Source organism: Mucilaginibacter sp. KACC 22063 (assembly GCF_028736115.1).
GTDB lineage: Bacteria > Bacteroidota > Bacteroidia > Sphingobacteriales > Sphingobacteriaceae > Mucilaginibacter.
In genome coordinates, this window is sequence record NZ_CP117877.1 from 1,454,411 (window position 1) to 1,480,206 (window position 25,796).

Here is a 25,796-nt window from a genome sequence, read left to right on the forward strand (position 1 = left end):
CTTACTGGTTAATAATGGTTAACACATCGCTGATATCGTCAATAATGTGGGTAGGATTATAGGTTTCCAGTTCATGACGGGTGTAAATGCCTGTAGTTACACCTATAATATATTTACAGTTGGCATTATGGCCCTCCTGCATATCAACGGCGGTATCACCAATCTTAACTACCTCGTCAGCGCTGCCGATACCGCCTTCAATCATCATTTTCTCGATCATATATGGGTAAGGGCGACCCTGCTCAACTTCGTCAGAACCGACAACATAATCGATCAAGCCTTTTTCACGCCATTGCAGGCGGCTTACAATAATGTCGGCAATGTCTTTTGAAAAACCGGTATCAAGCCCTACCTGTACACCCTGCTCTTTTAAAGCAGTAAATGTTTCTTCCACGTTGGGTAATGGGACAATACCTGGCGAAGTGCGATAGTGCAGTATCATTTGCTGCACAAACTCTTTATGGATATCCTTAACCAGCCTGTCTGTAATTTTATCAGCAGTTGGTTCATGATTTTGCAGTAACTGACGGATGGCAAGCGTTTTTTCGTAACCCATTATAGGGTCAATTTCGGCAACCGGAACATGGTATCCGTAAAGGCTAAGGGCCGAACTTAGTGCTTTGCTTACATCGTGATTATCTTTAACGGTAGTACCGGCTATATCGAAAACGGCTAATCTGACAGGCATAATAGTATTGCTTATTGTTTAGCAATACTAAACTTTGTTTATTAATAAATATAGAATTTTATATTAACTATGCGTTAACCTCACTGGCCTTTTTCTTCGAAGAAATAGATGACCAGCATTATTGCTTTTTTTTTGCCCAAGTTTTTGGGGGCATGGGGAATACGCCCGTCAAATAACAGAGAGTCGCCTTCTTCTAAGGTATGCGTTTCGTTTTCAAACTCATAGGCTACCCTGCCCGATATCATGTACTTGTATTCGAATGCCTCTGTGGTTATGAGTGGCCGGTGGGCATTGGGCTCCAACTCAAGTATGACAAAATCAATAGTTGAGTGCTTAATGGATTGTGTAAATATCCTCTGGTAATGAAAACCTGTGGCATGTTCCTTTTCAAAGTGCTCGTAAGTTGCGCTGCGCTTTAATATAATAGGCGCATGCTGGCTGCCCGATTTAATATCTTTAAAAAATACATTAAGGTCGATATCCAACGCTTTAATGATGTCTATTAAAACAATAAGCGAAGGTATGGTCCGGCTGTTCTCAATCTGGCTGATCAGCCCTTTGCTTACATTGGCATTGGTGGCAAGTTCCTGAATAGTGATGTTCTTTTCGCGGCGGCGCTCTTTAATGCGGTTACTGATCTGTATAAGGATATCTTCTTCCATTTAGGTCTTCGGTGTTGGTTGCTAAGTAATAAATAATGTAAGGCACAAACAAGCATTTTAACAATAATTCACACTTTTTTATTTTAATGCGTATATACTTAGTTTAGTATTTGTTAAAATAAATCATATTTATTTAACGGTATCGTAACAATTGAGTAGTTGATTTGAAATCAAAGTAACGCATGATGCAAAATTTTGAAAAAAGCCCCGAAGCTATAGTTGAAGCTGTTTTTGAACTTTACGAAAAACATGGTAATGAAGACTACATCGGCGAGCCCGTTTCACAAATAGAACACATGTCGCAGGCGGCAGCCCTGGCCGAAGCAGAAGGTTACGATGACGAAGTAGTACTTGCCGCTTTTTTTCATGATATAGGTCATCTGTGTGCCGATGAAGAAGTTGCCAGTATGAATGGCATGGGGAATGTTGATCATGAAAAACTTGGTGCTGATTATCTATTGCAAAAAGGTTTTTCCAACAGGCTGGCATCATTAGTAAACGCGCACGTAGTAGCTAAACGTTACCTCACTTTTAAATATCCCGAATATTATAACCAACTGTCTAAAGCCAGCAAGGCAACGCTTGAGTTTCAGGGTGGTGTGATGACAGCAGAAGAGGCTGCCGTTTTTGAGGCCAACCCTGATGCCGACCTTATTATACGCATGCGTTATTGGGATGACAAAGCCAAGGAGGTGGATATACCGGTTGACAATATTGACTTGTTAAAAAGCAAAGCCATTAACCACCTTAAACAGCAGGCAGCTAAGGTTTAGTAACATTAAATAATTGTAATTGCAATATTCATTGCGTATTACATAAAAGCCTGTTCTTCCCTTAATTTTCATTAAATCTTAAAAATTGCTTAATGTAAACTTTGTTTATAAATAATAAACAAAGTTTAGTATTGCTGTACTTAAAATTCACAATCAACTTTAAGCAAATGAGACACATTTACAAGCGATTTAAGGCAGCAATGGCAGTGATGCTTTTTGGCCTTGTTCCGTTTACCGTGTTTGCCCAGAGCCAGATCTCGGGTACGGTAACGGACGAAAAACATGAAGCCCTGCCTGGCGTAAGCGTTATGCTGGTAGGCGCCAAAACCGGTACCACTACCGATTTAAACGGTCGTTTTACCTTAAAAGCTGAAAAAGGACAATTATTAAGATTAACCTACATTGGTTTTTTACCGCAACAGTATGTTGTAGGTGATGCAAAAACATTTACTATTGTACTGCGCGGCGATAGTAAATCATTAAACGAGGTTGTGGTAACAGCCCTTGGTATTAAAAAAGAGACCCGCCGCGTAGGTTATGCTTTACAGACAGTTAACGGCGAAGATTTAACCTTAGCACGCGACCCTAACCCGGTTACCGGTTTAGTGGGTAAAGTGGCAGGTTTATCAGTAGGCCCATCGGCTGAATTATTGGGCAACCCCAATGTAAGTATTCGTGGTAACAGCGTTTCACTTTATGTAGTGGATGGTTTCCCGATCAATACCGACACTTACAATATCAGCCCTGATGATATTGAATCATATACTGTATTAAAAGGCCCTGCTGCTGCGGCACTTTACGGTAACCGTGCATCATACGGTGCGATATTAATTACCACCAAAAAAGGTAACAAAAACAAAAAAGGTTTAACCGTTGACCTTAACAGCAGTACTGTGATCAACACAGGCTTCCTTGCGTTTCCACGTATTCAACATTCATACGGACCAGGTGAAAATACTTTTTACGAGTTTGTGGACGGTAAAGGTGGTGCACCAGGTGGTGTGGACTCTGATTATGATATCTGGGGCCCTTATTTTGCAGGCCAGTTGATCCCTCAGTACGATAGCCCTGTTATCAATGGCGTTCGCCAGGGTACACCTTGGGTAGCACGCGGTGCCAACAACCTTAAAGATTTCTTACAAACAGGCTATCAAACAAACAACAATATTGCGTTATCTGCAAACGGTGATAACTATACCACCCGTTTCTCTGTATCGCAACAACACCAGCAAAGCTATATTCCAGAGCAATACCTGGATATTTTCAACGGTAACTTTTACGCTTCATTCACTCCAACATCACGCTGGAAATTTGAAGGTAACGTAAACTTTAACAGACAAACAACTGATAACTACCCGGACGTTAACTACGGCCCTAACAGTTTGATCTATAACATGGCGATCTGGACCGGTGCTGATTGGAGCGTTAATTCGCCTGATATTAAAGCGATTTGGCAGCCAGGTAAAACCGGTGTTCAGTCACAGTTTGAGGAATATACCCGTTACCATAATCCTTGGTTCATGGTGAAAGAGTGGACCCGCGGACACTACAAAAACGATATTTACGGCTATTTATCTGCCAACTTTAAGATTAACAATAACTTAAACGCTACACTGCGTTCGCAGATTGATACTTATGACCTGCTGCATACAGAAAAAATGCCATTCTCGGCCCACCCTTATGGCCGCGAAGGTAACGAGGGCGACTACCGCGAAGACAGACGCAGCTTGTTTGATAACAACACCGAGTTAATGTTGAACTATGATTATACCGTTAAAAAATTCCTTAACCTTTCGGGTGTTGTGGGCGGTAACATGCGTAACTTCTACTACAACTCAAACTGGACTTCTACCGATTACCTGAACGTACCTGAAGTATATTCATTCAGTAACTCAAAAAACCCGGTACAATCAACCAGCTTTAATTCACAAATGCGTGTAATGAGTGCTTATTACTCTTTAGATGCAACCTTTGGTAAATATGCTACCATATCAAGTACCGGCCGTATAGATAAGTCGTCTGCTTTCCAGGAACCTACTACTTATTACTATCCAAGTTTATCGGCATCAACTGTAATCTCTGATTACATTAACCTGCCAAGCTTTATTTCTTTCTTAAAAGGTAGAGCATCGTTCTCGAACATCCGTTCAGATGCTACCGCAACAACCATAGGCCCTGCACCGTTTAACAGCATCACTGTTTATGGTGGCGATACCAGCCCGTCATTATATGATAACCCGCTTGGTTATGGTAAAACTTATACCTCGCCATACAACGGCCCCGATTATTCGCTTGCTACATCTTATTCAACCAGCAAGCCTTATAACAGCCAGACCGCAGGTTATGCATCTGATTATCTTTACCAAAACGGCATCAAAACTTCAACCCGCGTAAACTACGAGGAAGGTTTTGATATCAAGTTCCTGAAAAACCGCTTAGGTTTCAGCGGTACCGCGTTCCAGTATATTGATGGTCCGCGTATCCTGCCTAATACTATTTCAACAGCTACCGGTTACACTACCGAATATATCAACGCTTTAAAAACCAAAAAAACCGGTTACGAAGGTTCATTAAGCGGTACACCGATCAAAAATCTGGGTGGCTTTACCTGGGATATCCTTGTTAACGTGGCTACCTTTAAAGAGGTATATAAAGAATTGCCTCCGGGACAATCTACTTACAATACCTTCTTCCATGCAGGCGACCGTACTGACAAACTTTACGGTAGTGCATTTGTACGCTCTCCTGGCGGCCAGATCATTAATGACGCAGCAGGCAAACCGCTTATTAACCCGGTTGCACAATACTTAGGTAATGAAAATGCGAAATACAACTGGAGTGTTTATAACAAGGTAAGATATAAAAATGTTAACCTGGGCTTCCAGTTTGACGGTTCCGTTGGCGGTAAAATTGTTGACTACATGCACAACAAAACCATGCGTGGCGGTAGCAACATAGAAACTGCAGAAGGTGCTTTAGGTGCTGCACGTTACCAGGATTGGTCTAACTATGGCAAAACCGGTTACAATGGTACTTATGTTGGTCCGGGTGTGGTAATTACCAACGGTGCTAACATTACTTATAATTCGCAAACAGGTGCCGTATCGTATGATAAAACGCCAACTTTTGCCCCTAACAAGCAAACTGCTTTTGTACAGGATTATGTAAGTAAATATTACAATGCTGATGAAGCTAACCTGATGAGCAAAACCTTCTCGAAACTGCGTGAGGTTACTTTAGGTTATGATTTCCCTACGCAATGGTTACAAAAAACATTCATCAGAAAAGCATCAGTATCAATATACGGCCGTAACCTGCTTTATTTCTACAAAGATCAACGCTTTAAAGACGTAGACCTTGACCAGTACAATTATGCTACGGCAAGTACTTCGCTGCAGTCGCCAACTGTCCGCAGTTACGGCTTTAACTTAAATGTATCATTCTAATTGCTTAGCTAATTAACATGAAAAAGAAATTGATATACATACTGCCGGTGCTTGCTGCACTGACGGTTACCAGCTGTAAGAAAAGCTTTGAAGATCTTACAGTAAATACAAACAAGCCAAGCAGTGTACCGGCATCGCTGCTGTTTAATGGCGTTGCCAATTCAATGGCCGAGCTGCCTGACGGGTCTAAGGAAATTTACGATCAGTATTATTTGTACAATTATGATTATTACGGCAACAACCGTTTTGACCTGGGTAGTGGCGATAATTATTATACAACGTTAAAAAACGTTGTAGCTATGGAGCAACAGGCTATCAAATCAGGCTCACCCGCAGTAAATCCGTATAGCGCTTTAGGTAAATTCTTCAGGGCTTATTTCTTCAGTAAAATGACGATGGAAATGGGCGATATACCCATGTCGCAGGCTTTGCAGGGTATCGAAAACTTAACGCCGGTTTATGATAGCCAAAAATCAGTTATGCAACAATGCTTAAGCTGGTTGGAAAGCGCTAACACCGACCTTGCTTCTTTAATTGCGAAAGGTGACAATTCACTGGGCGGCGATATTTACTTTAATAACAGTCTTGCCCAATGGCAAAAAGCGGTTAATGCGATGCATATACGTCTGTTGCTTCAGTTAAGCAAAAAAACTTCGGACACAGATTTAAATGTGATCAGCCAGTTTAATACTATTGTGAGCAACCCTGGCAAATATCCTTTAATGAGCAGTTCTGCCGATAACCTGCAGTATGTGTTTGTTGCGCCTAACAATTACTACCCGATGAACCCGAACAACTTCGGTCAAAGCGGATCACGTAAAAATATGTCATCAACCTACGTAGGCTTATTAACACAGTTGCAAGATCCGCGTGTGTTTGTTGTTGCAGAACCAGCACGATACCTGGTGGATAATCAGAAACAAAGCCCGACAGATTTTTCATCATTTGTTGGCGCCGATCCTGGTCTTGATCTTGGTATAATGTACAATAATGCAGGTCAGCAGAAATACTCTTTCATTAACCGTAAGCATTTTTACTCTACTTATACCGGTGAGCCAAGTATCCAGATTGGTTATTCTGAACTGATGTTCAACATTGCAGAAGGTATCAACCGTGGCTGGTCAAACGGTAATGCCGAGCAGTATTACATGAATGGTATTAAAGCATCAATGGCATCATACGGTATCCCTGAAACCGGTAGCTTTACAGCATATTTTTACCGTCCGGGATCAACAGATGTAACTGCTGCATCAAACTACGACAGTTATACTATTAATAATAATTTTACTAATTATTATGCGCAAACAGCGGTTAAGTATGCAGGCGGTACAACTGGTTTAACCCAGATCTTACAGCAAAAATACCTTGCCCTGTTCCGTCACTCGGGCCTTGAGTCTTACTATACCTACCGCCGTACAGGTGCGCCGACTTTTACAACCGGTCCGGGTACAGGTAACGGTGGCCGTATTGCGCTAAGGTTTCAATACCCAGGTTCAGAGAAAACATCAAACACCACCAATTACCAAAAAGCACTGGCAAGCCAGTTTGGTGGCAATGATGACATCAATGGTAAAATGTGGCTTCTTCAGTAGCATATTTGATCAATAAGTTAAGAGCCGTTAGCGATAACGGCTCTTTTTTTTTATGTAAAAAATTAATTTCATTTAATTCTATAGAATTAGTAGTCTTTTGTATATTTGCACCGTCAGTTCTTAATGTCATTATCGAGAAAGACGGAGGGATAGGCCCTGAGAAGTCTTAGCAACCTATACATAAGTAATTAAGGTGCTAAATCCTATCTGCATTAAGCAGAAGAGATAATGTTTGTGATTTTCTACAGCATGTCTTTAAGTTTCTTTCCGGTACACTGATCATTAAAAACTGCCTGCACAAAAAGGAAATATGAAACTAAATCTACTTAACTCCATCAGTGGCTGCTCATCAAGATTGTATGATCCTTCGGGGCATACGGAGCAACGAGCCCTTATTAAATCAAGCTTTAAAAGTGCTTTAAAGTCAAACTTTGCTATCCCATTCTCTTCCCTTTGCTGCTGCTGTTGTTGTTAATGCAATAACTCTTTAGGAAGCATCTGCTTCTGGCTATAATCATCATCATTTACTGTAAATTTTTTTTAAAGACGTAAAAGCGCCTGCTTACTGGCTGTGCTTATATGTCTCTGTATTATCAGCTTCAAAAATTATGTATAAAAATTACAAGCTATTATTAGCCGTATTTCTGGCATTTATCTTTGTGCAAAGCGTGTCCGCGCAGACACTTAAAATCAGCGGTGTGGTAACCGCCAAATCAGACGGACTGCCTTTACCCGGCGTAAGTGTTGCCATTAAAGGGACAACCAATGGCGTACAAACTACTGTCGACGGTAAGTTTACCCTTAGCGTAAAAAAGAGCGACGTGCTCCGCTTTACCTATATCGGTTACACCGCAAAAGAGGTAGTGGTAACCGGTGCCGAAACTAATCTCCAGGTGGTTTTGGAAGAAGCGCCAAACTCGTTGAACGAAGTGGTTGTAACTGCATTGAATATTTCTAAAGATAAAAAATCTTTAGGATATGCAGTACAGGGCTTAAAATCTAAAGATATTACCGAGGCTAAAGAAACCAACTTTGTTAACGCACTTGCCGGTAAAATAGCAGGTGTACAGGTTACCGGCAGCCAGGGCGATATGGGATCTTCCCGGATTGTGATCCGTGGCGAAACTTCTATAGCTGGTAACAACCAGCCTTTATTTGTGGTTGACGGTGTTATTGTAGATAACTCGCAGTTCCAAGGCACTAATGGCTCGCGCGATTTTCCAAATGCGATCTCAGATCTTAACCCCGAAGATATAGAATCTGTAAGCGTACTTAAAGGCCCCAACGCAGCAGCTTTGTACGGTTACCGTGCCGCAGCAGGAGTAATATTAATTAAAACCAAAACAGGTAAAGGTACCAACGGCTTAGGGATAACCCTTAACTCAAATACCAGTTTTTCGAGTCTGAAAGTATTACCTGATTTTCAAAACGAATATGGCCAGGGTTCAAATGGCAAGTTCAGTTATGTAGATGGTAAAGGCGGCGGTGTTAATGATGGCGTTGATGAAAGCTGGGGCCCGCCTTTGGATGGCCGTTTAATCCCGCAGTTTTATTCCAATGGCCAGGCTGTGCCTTTTGTTGCCCATCCGGATAATGTTAAAGACTATTTCAGAACAGGTGTTACCACTACCAACGGCGCTGCCTTGTCAGGCTCGGGTGATAAGTTTGATTATCGCTTATCATACAATAACCTGCACCAAACAGGGGTAGTGCCTAATACATCGCTTGGGCGTAACTCGTTTATGCTGAACAGCAGCTTTAAGCTCACTCCCAAACTAACGGTAACTACCATCGCCAATTATATAAAAGATGATGCCGATAACTTGCCCGGTGCTTACGGTAAACGCGCAACCAGTACCATGCTGCAATTCATCTGGTTTGGCAGGCAGGTTGATGTTAACCGTTTAAAGAACTACCGTGACGCAAATGGTAATACCTTTAACTGGAACAATAGCTACTACTCTAACCCATACTTCATAGCTTATGAAAATACGGTTGGCCAGTACAAAGACCGTATCATTGGAAGCGTTGAGCTGAATTACAAAATAGCGGACGGCTTATCGGCAAACTTCCGTACCGGTACAGACTTTTACAACGATAAACGTAAGATTAAAGTAGCTTATGGTACAAACGGTACGCCTTTCGGTTCTTATGAGGAGGACGTTTACCGGGTTAACGAAACCAATACCGAGGGCCGTTTGCAGTACACTAAAAAGTTAAACCAGGATTTCTCTATTGATCTGTTAGGTGGTGGTAATATCGGCACCATATTAAACGAGGAGAACGACCAGATTGCACCGAAGCTTGCCGTGGCAGGTTTGTACACGCTAAGCAATTCGCGCGATCCGTTGGTTTCTTCAAACTACTATGGTAAGCTGAAAACGTACAGTGCATTTGGTTCTGCACAGCTTGGTTTCAGAAATTATGCGTTTTTAAACGTTACCGGGCGTAACGACTGGTCGTCTACTTTACCCGAAGAAAACTTGTCGTATTTCTATCCGTCAGTTAACGGAAGCTTAGTGCTTTCTGAAGCTTTAGATATTAAAAGCGATGTGTTAAGCTTTTTGAAACTACGTGGTGGTTGGTCTAAAGTAGGTAAAGCAACTACGCCCTACCAGCTGATAAATACCTACAACTTCACTGCTCCGTTTGGTGGAAACCCGCAGCAAAGTTCGGCAAGTATAGATCTTAACTCAAGCCTTAAACCAGAAACTACCACATCAGGTGAGGCCGGTTTCGAGGCTGGTTTCCTGAGAGACCGCGTTCACTTAGACGTTAGCGTTTATAACACCAACAGTATTAACCAGATTTTAAGTGTGGATGTTAGCCCCTCAACAGGTTACAGCCAAAAGCTGATTAACGGTGGTAAAATCAATAACAAAGGGGTAGAGGTACAGTTAGGTATTACTCCGGTAAAATCAAAAAGCTTTACCTGGGATGTAACTACTAACTTCTCATCAAATAAAAGCAGGGTTGTTTCTCTTGATCCCGAAGGCAGGTTGCAGAGTTATGTACTTGGTACCAATAGAACCGTGCAGGTATTGGCGGCAGTTGGCCAACCTTATGGCACATTGTTCGGAACGGCCTACCAGCGCAATGCCAACGGCGATATTATTGTTGCTGCCAATGGTACCCCTGTTGTTAATCCAACTAAACAATACCTGGGTAAGTATACGCCAAAATGGATGGGTAGTATCAATAACAGCTTTAACTATAAAGGCGTGTACCTGAGCTTCCTGATCGATGCACGTATCGGTGGTTCCATTTATTCAAATACTAACCGTACAGGTACTTACACGGGTGTATTAGCATCAACATTGCCGGGACGTGGTACTGCAAATGGTGGCTTAAGTTATTACTATCCGGGTAACAATGCTTCGGCTGGAGCGGTACAGGTTGCCACCGGCGGCGCTGCCCCTAATGGCGAAACTGTGTATACCGATGGTATGATATTCAAAGGGGTTAAAGCCAATGGTACGCCTAATAATACTATTATACCTGCACAATCTTACTACAAAGGCTATACTAACGTAGATGAGGCTTTTGTGTACGATGCCTCTTATGTCAAACTGCGCGAGGTAAAGTTAGGTTACAGCCTGCCAACAAAATGGATCAAAGGTGCAGGGTTGCAAGCGGCGACTATATCAGTTGTGGCACGTAACCTTTGGATCATCCATAAAAACGTTCCAAATATTGACCCAGAGGTCGCCTTTAATACCGGCAACGGCCAGGGATTGGAAGACCTGACACTACCTACCGTACGCAACATTGGTTTTAACGTTAACCTTAGATTTTAATCAAAATGAAACTTAAACAGATATATACTTTATTTGCCGGCTCTTTATTACTTACGGCTACTGCCTGCAAAAAAGATTTGGTCGAGATCAATCAAAACCCAAATGCATCTCAAAATGCATCGCCTGATTACCTGTTGACTGCTGCAACTAAAAATACGGCAGATACTTACTGGGGGACAGCAAACAATATGGATGCGTCCTTACTCTTTGTGCAGCACTGGGCTAAAATACAATATACCGATCCCGACCGATACATTTATGCAAATACGGCATTTCAGGAACTGTGGACAACAGCTTATTCTAAAAGTATTGTCAATCTTAACCAGATCATTAAACTGGGCGATGCACAGGGAAACACTAACTATAAAGGTGTAGCGTTGGTGCTACGGTCATGGGTGTTTACGCTGCTAACCGATAATTATGGTGATGTGCCTTACAAACAGGCTGCAAACATAGATCAATACCTTACCCCGGCTTATGATGCACAAAAGGATGTTTATTATGCACTGCTTGATGACCTTAAAGCCGCACAGTCTGCACTTAATACTTCGGGCAAAGGTATTAGTGGCGATGTGATCTATAGCAACAATATTTCCTTGTGGAAGAAATTTGCCAACTCGTTACGTTTACGCATAGCGCTGCGCATTGCCGACCGCGACCCTGATAAGGCCAAACAAGTATTGGCAGATATTCAGGCTGAGGGCAGCGGGTACATCAGCTCGAATAGTGAAATTGCACAGTTTGTATACTTAGATTCGCCAAATCAGAACCCGATTAGCAACCTGTTTGATACCCGCGATGATTACCGCATCAGTAAAACTATTGTGGACAAGCTATTTGCTTTGAATGATCCGCGTTTGCCTATTTATGCGGCTAAAACGCAGGATGCAACGGCGCAAACTTATGTAGGTATACCAAATGGTTTGCTGGTAGGCGATGCCAGTAACCTGGGTTTTACCAAAACATCAAAGCCGGGTACCTACTTTACCGCACCACATGCCCCGGCTGTAATTATGAGTTATGCCGAGGTGTTATTTGACCGCGCGGAAGCAGCTGCCAGAGGTTTTACTAACGAAAGTGCTGCTGATTTATATACACAGGCAGTGCAGGCATCTCTAAAACAATATGGCATTGCAGATGCGGCTGTAGTAACATACCTGGCTTCGGCAGGAGTAAAGTATGATCAAACTAACTATAAAAAGTCTATTGGCGAACAGAAATGGATTGCCTTGTTTGGGCAAGGCTTAGAAGCTTTTGCCGAATGGCGCAGGCTTGATTACCCGCAATTGCAGCCAGCTGTTGCCGGTACCCTGAACGGAAAAATACCTGTCAGGTTTATTTATCCCGGTACAGAACAATCGCTTAATGGTGCAAACTATAACGCCGCTGTAAGCAGGCAAGGGCCAGATCTTTTAACTACAAAGTTGTGGTTTGATGCAAACTAAAACTGCCCCATAACAAAGCGCTTCATTGAAGCGCTTTGTTATTTCTGTAAGTCTTTTAAATAAGTTGAAGGGGTTACCCCAAATTGCTTTTGAAAATCGCGTGTAAAGTTGGCTGGCGAAGTATAGCCGATCATAAATGCTACCTGGTTTATTTTATAGTCGCCTTCAGAAAGCAATTCTGCTGAACGTTTTAACCTGTACAGGCTGATCAGCTCGCTTGGTGTCATATCCGTTAAGGCCTTTATTTTACGGTATAAGGTAGGCCTGCTCATATTCAGTATCTCCGAAAGCGTTTCAACACTCAAGGTCATATCCGTTAAGCGGTTATTGATCGCCGATGAAAGTGTCTCTAAAAAGGTTAGGTCGGCTTTTGAGTAAGCGATCCCTTTTATCTGGCTTAAGGGCGAACGGGCAAAATGTTCTTTCACCAGTTTCCTGTTTTTAAGTAAGCTCCTGATCTGCGCATATAAATGCGGCATGGAGAAAGGCTTTTCAATGTAAGCATCAGCACCTATGCCTAAGCCTTCAATTTTTGCCTCGACAGATGTTTTTGCCGTTAATAAAATAATAGGGATATGGCTGTAAGCAAGGTCAGATTTAATACGCCTGCACAATTCAATGCCATCCATTATGGGCATCATGATATCGCTTACAATTAGTTGTACCGGGTGTTCGGCAAGTATCTCCAGCGCTTCGATGCCATTGCCTGCTCTTAATATCTGGTATTCGTTTTTAAGTTCCTGGCCAATGTATTTTACAATGTCATCATTGTCCTCAACTATTAAAATAGCAAACTCTTTATGGTGTGTTTCAATCTCTGTATCATGAGCGACAGGAGCTGAATCATCTACCTTATCATTGGTGAAGTCAACAGCAGTTTCCTGGTACAATGGGAGGCTTAGCGTAAATATGTTAAACTGATCGGCAGTTGCTAAAGTCAGTGATCCCTTGTGCATTAAAGTAAGCGACAGGGCAAGCGGAAGGCCGATGCCGCTGCCCGATTGATTATCTTTTTCATTCACCCTGAAAAATGGTTCGAAGATTTTTTGATGATATTTTTCCGGGATGAGGTTACCATCGTTCTTTATTTCAATCTTAAAGAAATCATCTTCGCTATTAATGGGCAATATTTTAACCAATACAGTGCTTTCAGCATATTTCACAGCGTTTGATAACAGGTTGATCAATATTTTTTTGAAAGCTTCTGCATCAAGATAGGCATGCAGAGTGATGTGGCGTGGCAGTTCTAATTTGTATAATAAACCTTTCTGATTAGCCGCTATCTGAAAGTCGTCGAAAATATCCTGTAGTAATGCGTTTACATTACTTTTTACAAAAAGCAGGTTTTGATTTTCACGGTCCGACTTACGGAAATCCAGTAACTGATTGGTAAGTTCAATCAGGCGGTTAGTATTCTTTTTAATCATGTTAAGATTGTCCTTCAGCTTTTCATTTAAACCTGATAATGCTAATATCTGATCGAGTGGTAATTTTATTAATGTTAACGGCGTACGCAGCTCATGCGCAACGTTGGTGAAGAAATTGATCTTTGCCTCATAGATCTCCTGTGTTTTTTCATGCTCAAACAGTTCCAGTTTTCTTTGATGCTTACGGTTAAGATTGCTTTTGTAAGCCGTTACCAAATAGTAAATGGCAGCAAACGTAATCAATGCATAAATAAACTTTGCCCAGCCTGTACTGTAAAAAGGTGGCAATATCTCAATAAAAATCGTTTTACCAACACTGTTCCATTCACCGGTACTACTTTGTGCGCCAATCTCAAATACATATTTCCCAGGGGCTAAACCTGTAAAATAAACTTTCCTGTTAGTGTTAAGATAGGTCCAGTTTGTATTGAGGCCATGCATCCTGTATTTATACTTAGTAGCATTTGGCGATGCATAATCTAAGGCCGCAAATTCAAAGTTAATGTTGTTCTGATCGTGATCCAGCGTAAGCGAATCAAGGTAAACAACCGAACGTATCAACGGCGAACCCTTATCATACGGTGCTACAGCCTTGTTATTTATCTCAAAACCTGTGATGTATACAGGTGGTGCAGGCTTGCTTTTATTAAAGTCTTCGGGTTTAAAGCTAATCAAACCTTTAACCGATCCGAAATACATGGTACCATCATTGGCTTTGTATGATGCGCTGTAGTTAAACTGATCAGTAAGTAAACCGTCATCCTTACCATAAGGTACAATTTTGCCCGTTTGCGGATTTAGCTTCATCAATCCGTTTACCGAACTCATCCAGATGTTGTGCTGATTGTCCTCCATCACCCGGTACACATAATTGCTTGATAAGCCATTATTGGTATTATATCTGAATTGATGCTTGCGGTCCTTACTCAATTTTACCACGCCTGCTCCCTCAGTACCAAACCAAAGATTTTGCTGGCTGTCTTCAAAAATATGATGTACGGTATGTTGGTTTAAAGTTTCTTTCGACTCGCTAACGTTTTCAAATTTGTAATTTAAAAAGCTGTGGGTTGTCCTGTCAAAACAGAATGCGCCTTTATTTGCACTCCCTATCCAAATTTTGCCGCTATGGTCTTCTGTTAGCGCAAATACGCCATCGTTATAATCCAATCCGGCTGGTACCTTAAACTTTTTATGATTTTCATCAAAAATAAAAAGCCCCGCACCGGCAGTTATTGTCCCAACAAAAATCTTTTTATCGCGGCTTTGCAGCAGGCAAAGCACAAAATTACTCCTGATGCCCGAGCGTTCGCCAAGCTCATCATACTTTTCGGTTACCTTTTCGCTTTTCAGGTCTAACACTTCCAGCCCATGATCAAAAAACCCGACGTACAATTTGTTACCTGCTGCAAGTAAGCTGTGCACATTCGAATGGCCCAAGCTTGCAGGCTTTCCGTCGGGCAAAAAGTTGGTGATCTTCTCTGTTTGCGTGTTCAGCTTGCTTACACCTGCATCTTCTGTACCTATCCAGATATGATGATCCTTACCCTCAACAATAGAACTAACCGCATTACCCGCAAGCGGGGCAGCTGCATTATTACGATAATACTTCCTGAACCTGGAGTTTTGAACGGCGTAATAATTGACACCCCCAAAGTAGCTACCTATCCAAATGCCGCCATTCTTGTCTTTGCATAAAGCATATATCGCATTGTCGTTGATGGCATAGGGATCACTACCGGTTTTTCTCAAGTTGACCGCCTGATTGGTTTTAGGATCATAAATATATACGCCTGATTCTGTTGCGACCCAGTAATTGTTATCGTTATCAACCAGGATATCCCTTACATAAATTTCTGTTTTTCCCTTATTGTTTAATAAGGCAGTTGTAGTATGCGATGAGATGTCAAGCTTAATAAGCCCCTGGTTTACAGTACCTATTAATATTTGGTTGTTATTTAAGGGTAGTATTTTGTAGATGTTTCTTTTATGAAGAGGTAACTGTTTGTTGATTGCCTGGTACTGGATGATATGATTGGTAACAGGGTCAAATTGTTCTATAGTGCCTTCGTCGGTGCCAATCCAAAGCTTTGCATGGTTATCTATTGCAAGGCAAGATGCTTTTAAAGGAAGCTCCTGAAGCTTTTTACTGATAAGATTGTACGACCAGATATTTGCTGCAGATATAAACCATATGGTATGCCCGCCATCTGTAATAATGGAGTGTACATCCTTATGCGGGCGGATCACCAGCTCCTCGAAAGTCTCCTTCTGCGGATCAAATTTATAAATGCCGCGGCCTGTTCCCAGCCAAAGGTTCCCGGCCGAGTCCTGACACATGGAATGGATCTGGTCATCGCCGATTGTGCCAAATTCCTCATTCTTATTTTTAAAAGACTTAAATGAAAAGCCGTCGAAACGGTTTAGTCCCGTTTTGGTACCCATCCATATAAACCCTTTTTTGTCTTGCAAAACACTGAGCACAGTATTGTGCGAAAGGCCATTCTCGGTGGTGTAATGCTTAAAATAGTAAGGTTGCCCAAAACATATCTGTGCTATTAAAACAACAAATAAAAGTACTGAAGCTATCCTGAGCTTTTTAAGCATTTACTAATATGAAAAAATTATGAACTTATTTTCTTTAGGCATCGTAAAAATAGGTGCTATTGATCAATTACATCCTCCCTTAATTAAATAGCCCGCAATTTGAGACGCTTTGAATACAAATTGAACTACTGCGACAATTTGCTTATAAGTAAATCAGATAATTTGGGGACGCTTAAAATATTATAAACCAATACCTGTCCGAATTATAATAATTCCAGGTTTCAATATTCAAATTTACCAGTTATGAATCTCAGCTATAAAGTTGTGCTTTATTGGCATTCTGATTATCTGTAAATCGATTTTTCAGGCTATTCGAAGGTCTTTGATACTAACCATTACCAAATTAAACCATAATGAAAAAACACTTACACAAGCATTTTGTCAAAACACAAAAAGTTGCCTGCGCAATGCTGATCGCCCTTGCGGGAGGAGGCAGCATACCTGTTATGGCAGCATCCAATTATAGCCACTTAACCTTTAATTCAAAGTTTAAGGCGGCTATACCTGTAACAGGAAAAATTACTGATGACAAAGGACAGCCACTGCCCGGCGTTGCCATCAGGGAAAAAGGCACTACAAACGGTACCGTTACCGATGCAAAAGGTGAGTATCGCCTCAACGTTAGCAGCAGTTCATCTGTAATTGTGGTAAGCTTTATAGGCTATGCTACCAGGGAAGAGGTAGTGGGCAATCGCACATTAGTTAATGTACAGCTAACCGAGGACATTAAAACATTAAATGAAGTAACTGTAGTAAGCGTTGGGTACGGTACACTTGATAAAAGAGAGGTATCCAGCACCATTACACACGTTAGCTCAAAAGAATTGCTCACTGTTGCAAGCAATAGCCCCTTACAGGCATTACAAGGTAAGGTGGCAGGTCTTACGGTAACCAACACGGCCAACGGCGATCCCAATTCTACCCCATCTATTCAGCTGCGTGGTGTATCATCCAGGAATGCGGGTTTAGGGCCGCTTTATATCATTAATGGTGTAATAGGAGCCAATATTGATAACATCAACCAGAATGATATTGAATCTATCGACGTATTAAAAGGTGGTGCGGCATCAGCGATTTATGGAACCCGTGGTAGTAATGGCGTAATTATCATCACAACTAAAAAAGGTTCAGAGCAATCGCGTTTATTTTATGATGGTTACACCAGTCTGGATTATGTGACCAACAAATATGATGTGTTAACGCATGACCAGTTTGTTCAAGACAGGGTAAATAACAAGCAAGGGCAGGATTACGGCAGCAATACCGACTGGCTTAAACAAGTAACCCACTCGCCAGCTTTTGGACAAAAACATACCATGCAGTTATCAGGCGGTAGCGGGCAGGCTAATTATTTTGCATCAGCCGATTACCGCAATGCAGAGGGTATCGATCTTCGTGCAAATAAAAAGGAGTACGGTACACGTATCAACGCCAACTGGGCATCTAAAGACAACATATACGCAGTAAGTGTTACAGCTGCGCCACGCTATGCGCACACCAATCAGGCGGATTATAGTGGTTTTAACAATGCGCTTACGCTAAACCCTACTTACGCTGTGCTTACACCTGATGGTAAATACAACTACATCAATACCGGTTTCTTCTCAAACAACCCGGTTGAAAATGCAAAGCTGAATAAAGCTGAGCAGGAGATAAAAGAATTAGATTTAAGCGCAAGCTTTAAAGTAAATATTCTCAAAAACCTAAACACTATCGCAACCTTTTCAGAATCGAGCAGTTCATTTAAAAACTTAAACTTCAGCCCTTCAACGCTCTCTACAATTTTGCATAATAACCAAACGATAAAGGCAAATTATGCATCGCAAGAGCAGGTTGAAAATGATGTAAAGAACTTTGAATGGACTGGTAATTACGCGCTTAATTACAAAAAGCACGATCTTAAATTGCTGGCTGGTTATTCTTATGCATTGTATAACTACCAGCAGTTTAAGGCGCAGAACTATGATTTGCCGTTTGATGCCTTCCTATGGAACAACCTGGGTTCTGGTGCTTACAACGGCGGCGACAAAGGCAATGGGCAAAGTGCAGTGGGTTCAACACAAAACGGATCGACACTTATCGCCTTTTTTGGCCGTGTAAACTATGATTTTGATAACAAGTATATTCTTACAGCCAGTTTAAGGCACGAAGGATCTTCAAAATTTGGTGCCAATAACAAGTGGGGCGATTTCCCTGCAGCATCTGCTGCATGGCGCATTGCCGAAGAAGGTTTCCTGAAAAACAGGTTCACATGGCTTAATGATTTAAAATTGCGCGTCGATTACGGCGTAACCGGTAACCAGAACTTTGATAACTATAAATCATTGTTGCTATATGGCGGTGCAGGCTATTTCCCTTATAACGGCACGGTATACCAGGTTTATGGCCCTACCCAAAATGCCAACCCAAATCTTAGCTGGGAGAAAGCCATCAACTTTAACGCAGGTATCGATTTCGATTTGCTGAACAGCCGTTTAGGTGGATCAATCAACTATTACATCAGGACTAATAAAGACCTGTTAGGCTCTTATAATGTGCCGCTGCCACCAAACCCACAGTCTACTACGTTTACGAACGTAGGTAAACTTAAAAACTCGGGGGTGGAGATCCAGTTATATGCTGCGCCTGTTAAAACCAAAGACTTCACTTATAATATCACTTTTGCAGGTGCTTACAACAGCAATAAGTTCGTTTCTTTTTCAAACGACTTGTATAAAGGCGCCATTTATCAGGATCTGGCAAGTTTACCAGCGCCAGGTTCGCCGGGGCCAATCCAAAGGTTACAGGAAGGTAAACGTATCGGATCATTTTATACCTATAAAAGTGCAGGTGTAGATGCTAACGGTGCTTTGCTGGTTTACAAAAAAGACGGATCAATTGTACCTGCCAACCAGGCTAATAATGATGATAAACAATTTGTAGGTAATGGCTTGCCCAAATTTACCGCATCGCTTGGTAATACCTTTATTTACAAGAAATTCGACTTAGGTATTTATTTCAGAGGCAACTTTGGTTACAAGGTGTTTAATACAGCGGCATTTTATTTAGGTACACCTGCAACACAGGCTGATATCAACGTGCTTAAATCTGCTTATGACAGCAATAGTAAATACTCTAAACTAACTAACAATTCGACAACCTCTATACCGTCTGATTATTTCCTTGAGAATGGTTCGTTTGTTAAGATCGATAACATTTCGCTTGGTTTTACGCAAAAGATCAATTCAAAATACATACATGGTTTGCGTTTGTATGCGGCAGGCAGAAACATCCATACGTTTAAAAGTCTGAGTGTGGGCGACCCTGACCTGATACCTGTAAACGGTTTAACACCGGGTATACAAACCGGTAGTGATGGTAACGGAACGTTGAACTATTATCCGGCCACATTGCAAATAATTATGGGTGCACAAATTACCTTCTGATTTAACGACTAAGAAAATGACAAGATATTTTAAAAATATGAAGATAAAAGCAGCTATGGCCGTTGCGCTGTTAGTTGCAGGCAATAGCTGTACGAAATTAGATGAGCATGTTTACGATCAGGTAGATGCCAAAGCCTTCTTACAGCGCCGCGATGATGTGATCCGCGATTTTTTACGCCCTTTTGAGCATGCTTACTGGAGCATACAGGGCAATGATATTTTCGCGGTGAACGAAGATAGTTCTGATGAGTTTGGCACCTTTAACCGCCAGGGTGACTGGCAGGATGGTGGCTATTATCAGCGTATGCACTACCACACCTGGACCATTAATGACAACTTTACCAGCGGTGCCTGGAACGCCTTTTACCAGGGTATAGTTTTAGCTACGAACTCTTTGCAGGATATGGATGGCATCAGCGATCCGGCTAAATTGGGGGTAACACCAGCAGAACTTGCCGATTTTAAAGCAGAACTGCGCACGCTTCGTGCATGGTTCCACTTAAGGGCATTAGATTTTTATAGGAACATTGAAATTATCACCGATGTAAAAACACAAACCCAGGGACAGAAACAAGTACCACCACAAGAGGCATTTAATTTTATAGAGAAGGAGTTGAAAGAATCTATTGCTGATTTGCCTACCCGCGAAAGCTTGGGAAGCAATGGAATTGGCCGCTGGACCAAAGCTGGTGCGGCAACCCTGCTTGCGCGTTTGTATCTTAACTCAAAAGTGTATACCGGCGTTGATAAGTTTGCCGATTGTGCTACCGTTTGTCAGGATATCATTAGCGGAAAGTACGGTGCTTACCAATTGGATACCCGCTGGGATGCGCCTTTTGATTACACTAACAATCAGCCAAACTCTGAGGTGATATACGGATTTCCGTCAAGCCTTTCACGTACGCATTGGCAGTATGATAGCAATATGTATTTCTGGGGCATGACCTATGATGCAGCACCATTGTACTGTGGTTTTACTGATTTCGGTCAGGCAAATCCAAAATATGCGTTGCAACCCGGCCGCGATGTTGATAGTGTAGAGTATAGCTTCAAAATGGGTAAACCGTTTGTGAAGTTCCAGAAATACCCTGACGATGTACGCTTAAAACTTTACAAAAACTTAGGCAACAGCAAACGCGAGGGGATGTTCTTGTATGGTTATCTGCCTTATCAGCACGTAGTAAACGGGCAAACTGTAACTGATACTGTGAAAGGTAATAAGGGAAACTATCCACTGTTTATCCGCGACCAGGTAGGTATGTTCTTAGGCGCAAAGCCGGGTACTAAAATTTCAGATAAGGAATCAGATATGAACCACGCTGACCATAATTCGGGTGTGTTCATGGTGAAGTATCCGATATATCCTACAACAGATCCTAACCGTATTACATCCGCATATGCAGAGATCCGCCTTTCGGAGGTTTATTATATGCTGGCCGAATGTAAATATAGAGCGGGGGATAAGGCTGGCGCTGCGCAATTATTAAATGCGGTAAGGCAAAGAAATTATCCTGCCGGATCGCCAAGTTTATATAAAGCAGACGGCAGCCAGTTAGACGACCAGGAAATGCTTGACGAATGGGGCAGGGAATTCTTAGGTGAAAACAGAAGAAGAACCGACCTGATCCGCTGGGGGGTATTCAGTACCGGTACCTGGTGGGATAAAAAACCGGATGGCGATAAACATACAGAGATTTTCCCGATAGGTATTCAGATACTGAACGTTAACCCTCAGTTGGTTCAGAACCCGGGATATTAAGACCGTTTTTAGTTGATAATTGGGGGAAGAGGTTTGCGGGCTTAGCTTGCAAGCCTCTTTATTTTTAAAGATGGTTCAATTTAATATCAAACATTAATACCTGGTTAATTAAATCATAGTGTTGGCATAACATTGTGTTTATTTCTGTACGCGTCTTTTACAGGTAGAAAGAATGAATGAGAAACCTGTACGCACATGAAAATAAATAAACCCTCTGTTAAAAAATCAATCCTCGTAGTTGCCGGGGCCGCGTTAATAATCACCGTCTTTGTTAATTGTAAAAAGGATAATAAAAGTAATACCGATAGCGGTATCAACCAGGTTAACCACGTGGTGGTTATCTACATGGAAAACCACAGTTTCGATAATCTATACGGATCATTTGCCGGTGCCAATGGCCTTGCAAATGCAACAGCAGCCAACACTACCCAGGTTGATGCCAACGGAAATCCATACCAATACCTGCCTCCGGTAACAGGTTCATCAACTTTTCCAACCAATCTGCCGAATACTTATTTCAATATAGATCAATACGTATCTAATGACCAGCTTACGCCGGATGTATTGCATCGTTACTACCAGGAGCAGATGCAAATTGATGGTGGTAAAATGGATAAGTTTGCTTTATACAATGCTAACTCTGCAGGTTTATCACAAGGATATTATAAAACAGATTTATTGCCTTTGGTAGCAATGGCTAAAAAGTATGTGCTTTGCGATAACTTTTTTCACAGTGCTTTCGGTGGATCGTTCCTTAACCACCAGTGGTTAATTGCTGCTGCCAGTCCAACATTTCCGAATGCACCGGCAAGCATAACTGCAAAGGTTGATGCCAATGGAAATGTAATAACCGATGGTCTGGTAACGCCGGATGGTTATGTAGTTAATACCAGCTATTCAGTCAATGCGCCGCACCCAGCCAGCGTAAACGCCAGTGTTTTAGTGCCTAATCAAACAAATCCTACAATAGGCGACAGGTTAAGCGAAAAAAATGTGAGCTGGGCATGGTATTCAGGCGGTTGGAATGATGCCTTAGCCGGCAATCCTGATCCAACCTTCCAATTTCATCACCAGCCGTTCATCTATTTCAAAAACTTTGCTGATGGTACACAGGCTAAAAAAGATCACCTGAAAGACGAAACAGATTTTATTGCAGCTGCTAAGGCCGGTAACTTACCTGCTGTATCATTTGTAAAACCATTGGGCAAATACAACGAACATCCGGGATATTCTGATGTGGCGCTTGGCGAAAACCATGCTTTAGAATTAGTGAACGATGTTTTAAACGGACCTAATGGCAAAGATGCAGTGATCATCATCACTTATGACGAGCACGGTGGTTTCTGGGATCACGTTAATCCGCCGGTTATTGATAAAAAGTGGGGGCCGGGCTTACGTGTGCCAGCCATTATTATCTCTCCTTTTGCTAAACAGGGCTATGTTGACCATACGCAATATGAAACGGTGGGTATCCTTTCATTTATAGAGAAAAGATGGGGATTGGCACCATTATCAGATCGTGATAAAAATGCTGCCCCGTTAACCAATGCCTTTAATTTTAAATAACAGTAAAACATACTATTATCATTATTGGGAACAGCTTAAAGGTTGTTCCCATATTTGTTTAAAGGCTTATATAATTACCCAGCCGTATCAATTATGATAAATGGGGCTTAAGATTATTGATGAGGAAGATATTTTCAATTACTTCACTTTCTTTTATTATCGCGGTAATTGCTTTTTTCTCATGCCGTGACAGGAATATAATGCCTGAGAAAGCGATTGCTGAAACATTATTTGCTCAAATTGACAGCTTTGAGTTAGCAAAAAATGAAATGCTTGCAACTGCCAAAAGTAAAGTTGTGGATGAAAGCAAGTTAAAGCAACAGTTCCTGAAATTACGTTTAGCCTACAAAAAAGCAGAATGGGCTGTAGAATATTTTGATCCTGCTAATGCGCGTTTTATAAATGGCCCGCCTGTGCAGGAGATAGAAATTACAAGCGGGCAGGTATTTGAACCGGCTGGCTTACAGGTGATAGAAGCTATGCTCTATCCCAAATTTAACCAGTCGAAAAAACAGGAGATCATACACCAGCTTGATCTTTTGCAAAGCGGGATAGACAGGTATAAAACACGGTTTAAGTTTATAGACATATTAAACTGGCAGGTGTTTGATGCCACCAAGCAGGAAGTGTTCCGTGTACTATCGCTTGGTATCAGCGGTTTTGATGATCCGCTTACGCTTAAAAGTATGCACGAGTCGGCAGCTGCGCTGCAAAGTACAGGCAGGACAATCGCATTATATGCTACTGATGATGCAGAAAAAATAAACGCACAGTTCGCCGCTGCAATCAATTATCTAAATAGTCATCCTGATTTTAATGGTTTTAACCGTGCCGAATTTATCACTAAGTACGGCAACCCGCTTTCGGTAAGTATTACGAGGCTCGAAAGAAAACTGAAAATAAAGGGTATGCATTATAACCAGTTGTTGAACCAGGATGCTGAAACGATGTTTGACAAGGATGCCTTTAATATTAATACTTATGCGCCAGATCAGCAGTCGTACAGCAGTGAGCGTAAAATAGCATTAGGCAGGGCACTGTTTGCTGATCCGATACTATCCGGTAATGGTAAGCGAAGCTGCCAAACCTGCCACCAACCAGATAAAGCTTTTACTGATGGTCTAATGCGTAATACAGCGATAGGGACTAATAAGCCTTTGAAAAGGAATACACCAACATTAATAAATGCCGGATTGCAACCCGGTCAATTTTACGATTTAAGGGCACGCACCTTAGAAGAGCAGGCCAATGCTGTTGTAGGCAATAAAGATGAAATGCATGGCTCTATGAAGTCAGCCGCTGTAAAATTGTGGAACAATAAAACTTATCGTGAACTATTTACAAAAGCGTTTCCCTTGAGTAGTCGAACTCATATCGATACGCTGGAAGTGATGAATGCGCTTGGCTCGTTTATCCGTAGCCTTACCTTGCTCAATAGCCGCTTTGATGATTATATGAGGGGCAACCAAGCCGCTATGAATAAGGAAGAAATCAATGGCTTTAACCTTTTTATGGGCAAGGCTAAATGCGGCACCTGCCATTACATGCCATTATTCAATGGTGCTTTTCCGCCAAGATACACACTTGTAGAAAGCGAAGTGATTGGTGTACCTAAAACATTGGCTGAAAAAGAAATTGACGATGATATGGGCCGGTACTCCACCTTAAAGGTAGAGGCTTTTAAGCATGCCTTTAAAATATCTACAGTGCGCAATGCAGCTAAAACTGCGCCTTATATGCACAATGGTGTTTTTAGGAACCTTGACCAGGTAATGGATTTCTACAACAAGGGGGGGGGAGCAGGTTTAGGTTACAAGGTAGAAAATCAAACGCTCGACGCTGGCAAACTTAACCTTACAGCTAAAGAAAGTAAAGCTGTCATCGCTTTTATCAAAGCGCTGGATAGTAATACAGAAGCTTTAAAATAATCAATGTTAATGCTCAGCTCATTACTAGAAATTACTTTTGATAAAACAATTTATCAACTAAAGCGTACTGAACCATAATGAAAAACTGGATTTATTTAATTGCAACAGCCGGAATTTTAAATGCTTTTGGCTGTAGTACAGCTAACAACACTGCACATACAGCATCAGATTCTACCGCTTTTTCTGCTTCTAATAAAGCAGCAGATAGTTTAGAAGTGAAATTATCAGCTAATCAAGCTATAACTCAGGATTCGGTACCTGTTACATTTACTGTTTACAATAAGATGGATACAGTAGGCCGGTTCTTAAAATGGGAGACACCATTTGAACCGCTATTAGGTAAGTATCTCAGCGTAACTGATGATGCCGGCACAGAAGCAAATTATAAAGGACCAATGGCTAAACGTGTAATGCCGCCACCAGCAGATAGCTACATCAGCGTACAACCGCATGATAGTATGTCTGTTACTTTTAACCTTAAAAAGGGATATGATATCAAACCCGGAAAATACCAGGTAAAATATAACGCCAGTGGTATGAGTGGCTTAAAGGCAACAAACCAGATCAAAATTAATGTTCCGGAGAAGTAGACGTAAGTTGATTGTTTGTAGGTTTTAAATATGCATTTAAATATCTAAATACATATTTTCTTATTTTTTTAGCATCAAACATATCTCCGCCATG

Annotated in this window: 13 protein-coding genes and 1 riboswitch; of the genes, 10 read left to right on the top strand and 3 right to left on the bottom strand. The window is 41.6% G+C overall.

Annotated elements, in window-relative coordinates; translation table 11 throughout:
- Position 1: 1 nt before the first annotated feature.
- The gene (locus tag PQ461_RS06415; RefSeq protein WP_274302541.1) at positions 2–688 is read right to left on the bottom strand and encodes an HAD hydrolase-like protein; all 687 of its coding nucleotides are present in this window, start codon (positions 686–688) and stop codon (positions 2–4) included.
- A gap of 80 nt (positions 689–768) precedes the next feature.
- The gene (locus PQ461_RS06420; protein WP_274302542.1) at positions 769–1,350 is read right to left on the bottom strand and encodes a helix-turn-helix domain-containing protein; all 582 of its coding nucleotides are present in this window, start codon (positions 1,348–1,350) and stop codon (positions 769–771) included.
- A 182-nt stretch (positions 1,351–1,532) separates the two neighbouring features.
- Between PQ461_RS06420 and PQ461_RS06425 the strand changes: the two genes are divergently transcribed.
- The 5 genes from PQ461_RS06425 to PQ461_RS06445 all read left to right on the top strand — a co-directional run bounded on the left by PQ461_RS06425 (position 1,533) and on the right by PQ461_RS06445 (position 12,403).
- Positions 1,533–2,123, top strand: a complete 591-nt coding sequence (locus PQ461_RS06425) for a phosphonate degradation HD-domain oxygenase (RefSeq protein WP_274302543.1) — start codon at positions 1,533–1,535, stop codon at positions 2,121–2,123.
- A gap of 167 nt (positions 2,124–2,290) precedes the next feature.
- Positions 2,291–5,569 (top strand): SusC/RagA family TonB-linked outer membrane protein, encoded by a 3,279-nt coding sequence (locus tag PQ461_RS06430; RefSeq protein WP_274302544.1) that lies wholly within the window; start codon positions 2,291–2,293, stop codon positions 5,567–5,569.
- 17 nt (positions 5,570–5,586) lie between these two features.
- Entirely contained in the window at positions 5,587–7,161 is a 1,575-nt protein-coding gene (locus PQ461_RS06435; protein WP_274302545.1) for a SusD/RagB family nutrient-binding outer membrane lipoprotein, read from the top strand.
- Positions 7,162–7,287: 126 nt separating this feature from the next.
- A riboswitch (SAM riboswitch) is annotated at positions 7,288–7,393 on the top strand.
- Between the two features lie 376 nt (positions 7,394–7,769).
- Entirely contained in the window at positions 7,770–10,958 is a 3,189-nt protein-coding gene (locus PQ461_RS06440; RefSeq protein WP_274302546.1) for a SusC/RagA family TonB-linked outer membrane protein, read from the top strand.
- Positions 10,959–10,963: 5 nt separating this feature from the next.
- A complete protein-coding gene (locus PQ461_RS06445) occupies positions 10,964–12,403 on the top strand; it encodes a SusD/RagB family nutrient-binding outer membrane lipoprotein (protein ID WP_274302547.1) in 1,440 nt (479 codons plus the stop codon).
- Between the two features lie 38 nt (positions 12,404–12,441).
- On the opposite strand, the gene PQ461_RS06450 is transcribed toward PQ461_RS06445, so the two are convergent.
- On the bottom strand, positions 12,442–16,434 hold the full coding sequence (locus PQ461_RS06450; RefSeq protein WP_274302548.1) for a hybrid sensor histidine kinase/response regulator transcription factor: 3,993 nt from the start codon (positions 16,432–16,434) through the stop codon (positions 12,442–12,444).
- Between the two features lie 353 nt (positions 16,435–16,787).
- Here PQ461_RS06450 and PQ461_RS06455 point away from each other — a divergent pair, with 353 nt between their 5' ends.
- The 5 genes from PQ461_RS06455 to PQ461_RS06475 all read left to right on the top strand — a co-directional run bounded on the left by PQ461_RS06455 (position 16,788) and on the right by PQ461_RS06475 (position 25,702).
- On the top strand, positions 16,788–19,859 hold the full coding sequence (locus tag PQ461_RS06455) for a SusC/RagA family TonB-linked outer membrane protein (protein ID WP_274302549.1): 3,072 nt from the start codon (positions 16,788–16,790) through the stop codon (positions 19,857–19,859).
- Between the two features lie 16 nt (positions 19,860–19,875).
- A complete protein-coding gene (locus tag PQ461_RS06460) occupies positions 19,876–21,618 on the top strand; it encodes a RagB/SusD family nutrient uptake outer membrane protein (RefSeq protein WP_274302551.1) in 1,743 nt (580 codons plus the stop codon).
- Between the two features lie 195 nt (positions 21,619–21,813).
- Positions 21,814–23,184, top strand: coding sequence for an alkaline phosphatase family protein (locus PQ461_RS06465; protein WP_274302553.1), 1,371 nt, complete (start codon positions 21,814–21,816; stop codon positions 23,182–23,184).
- Positions 23,185–23,384: 200 nt separating this feature from the next.
- Positions 23,385–25,112, top strand: coding sequence for a cytochrome-c peroxidase (locus PQ461_RS06470; protein ID WP_274302555.1), 1,728 nt, complete (start codon positions 23,385–23,387; stop codon positions 25,110–25,112).
- A gap of 77 nt (positions 25,113–25,189) precedes the next feature.
- Complete coding sequence (locus PQ461_RS06475) at positions 25,190–25,702, top strand: protease (protein ID WP_274302556.1); 513 nt, start codon at positions 25,190–25,192, stop codon at positions 25,700–25,702.
- The last annotated feature ends 94 nt before the right edge of the window (positions 25,703–25,796 follow it).

Excerpts from the sequence above, each read along its gene's own strand:
- PQ461_RS06415 (WP_274302541.1), bottom strand. The coding sequence starts at position 688 with ATGCCTGTCAGATTAGCCGTTTTCGATATAGCCGGTACTACCGTTAAA.
- PQ461_RS06420 (WP_274302542.1), bottom strand. The coding sequence starts at position 1,350 with ATGGAAGAAGATATCCTTATACAGATCAGTAACCGCATTAAAGAGCGC.
- PQ461_RS06425 (WP_274302543.1), top strand. The coding sequence starts at position 1,533 with ATGATGCAAAATTTTGAAAAAAGCCCCGAAGCTATAGTTGAAGCTGTT.
- PQ461_RS06430 (WP_274302544.1), top strand. The coding sequence starts at position 2,291 with ATGAGACACATTTACAAGCGATTTAAGGCAGCAATGGCAGTGATGCTT.
- PQ461_RS06435 (WP_274302545.1), top strand. The coding sequence starts at position 5,587 with ATGAAAAAGAAATTGATATACATACTGCCGGTGCTTGCTGCACTGACG.
- PQ461_RS06440 (WP_274302546.1), top strand. The coding sequence starts at position 7,770 with ATGTATAAAAATTACAAGCTATTATTAGCCGTATTTCTGGCATTTATC.
- PQ461_RS06445 (WP_274302547.1), top strand. The coding sequence starts at position 10,964 with ATGAAACTTAAACAGATATATACTTTATTTGCCGGCTCTTTATTACTT.
- PQ461_RS06450 (WP_274302548.1), bottom strand. The coding sequence starts at position 16,434 with ATGCTTAAAAAGCTCAGGATAGCTTCAGTACTTTTATTTGTTGTTTTA.
- PQ461_RS06455 (WP_274302549.1), top strand. The coding sequence starts at position 16,788 with ATGAAAAAACACTTACACAAGCATTTTGTCAAAACACAAAAAGTTGCC.
- PQ461_RS06460 (WP_274302551.1), top strand. The coding sequence starts at position 19,876 with ATGACAAGATATTTTAAAAATATGAAGATAAAAGCAGCTATGGCCGTT.
- PQ461_RS06465 (WP_274302553.1), top strand. The coding sequence starts at position 21,814 with ATGAAAATAAATAAACCCTCTGTTAAAAAATCAATCCTCGTAGTTGCC.
- PQ461_RS06470 (WP_274302555.1), top strand. The coding sequence starts at position 23,385 with ATGCCTGAGAAAGCGATTGCTGAAACATTATTTGCTCAAATTGACAGC.
- PQ461_RS06475 (WP_274302556.1), top strand. The coding sequence starts at position 25,190 with ATGAAAAACTGGATTTATTTAATTGCAACAGCCGGAATTTTAAATGCT.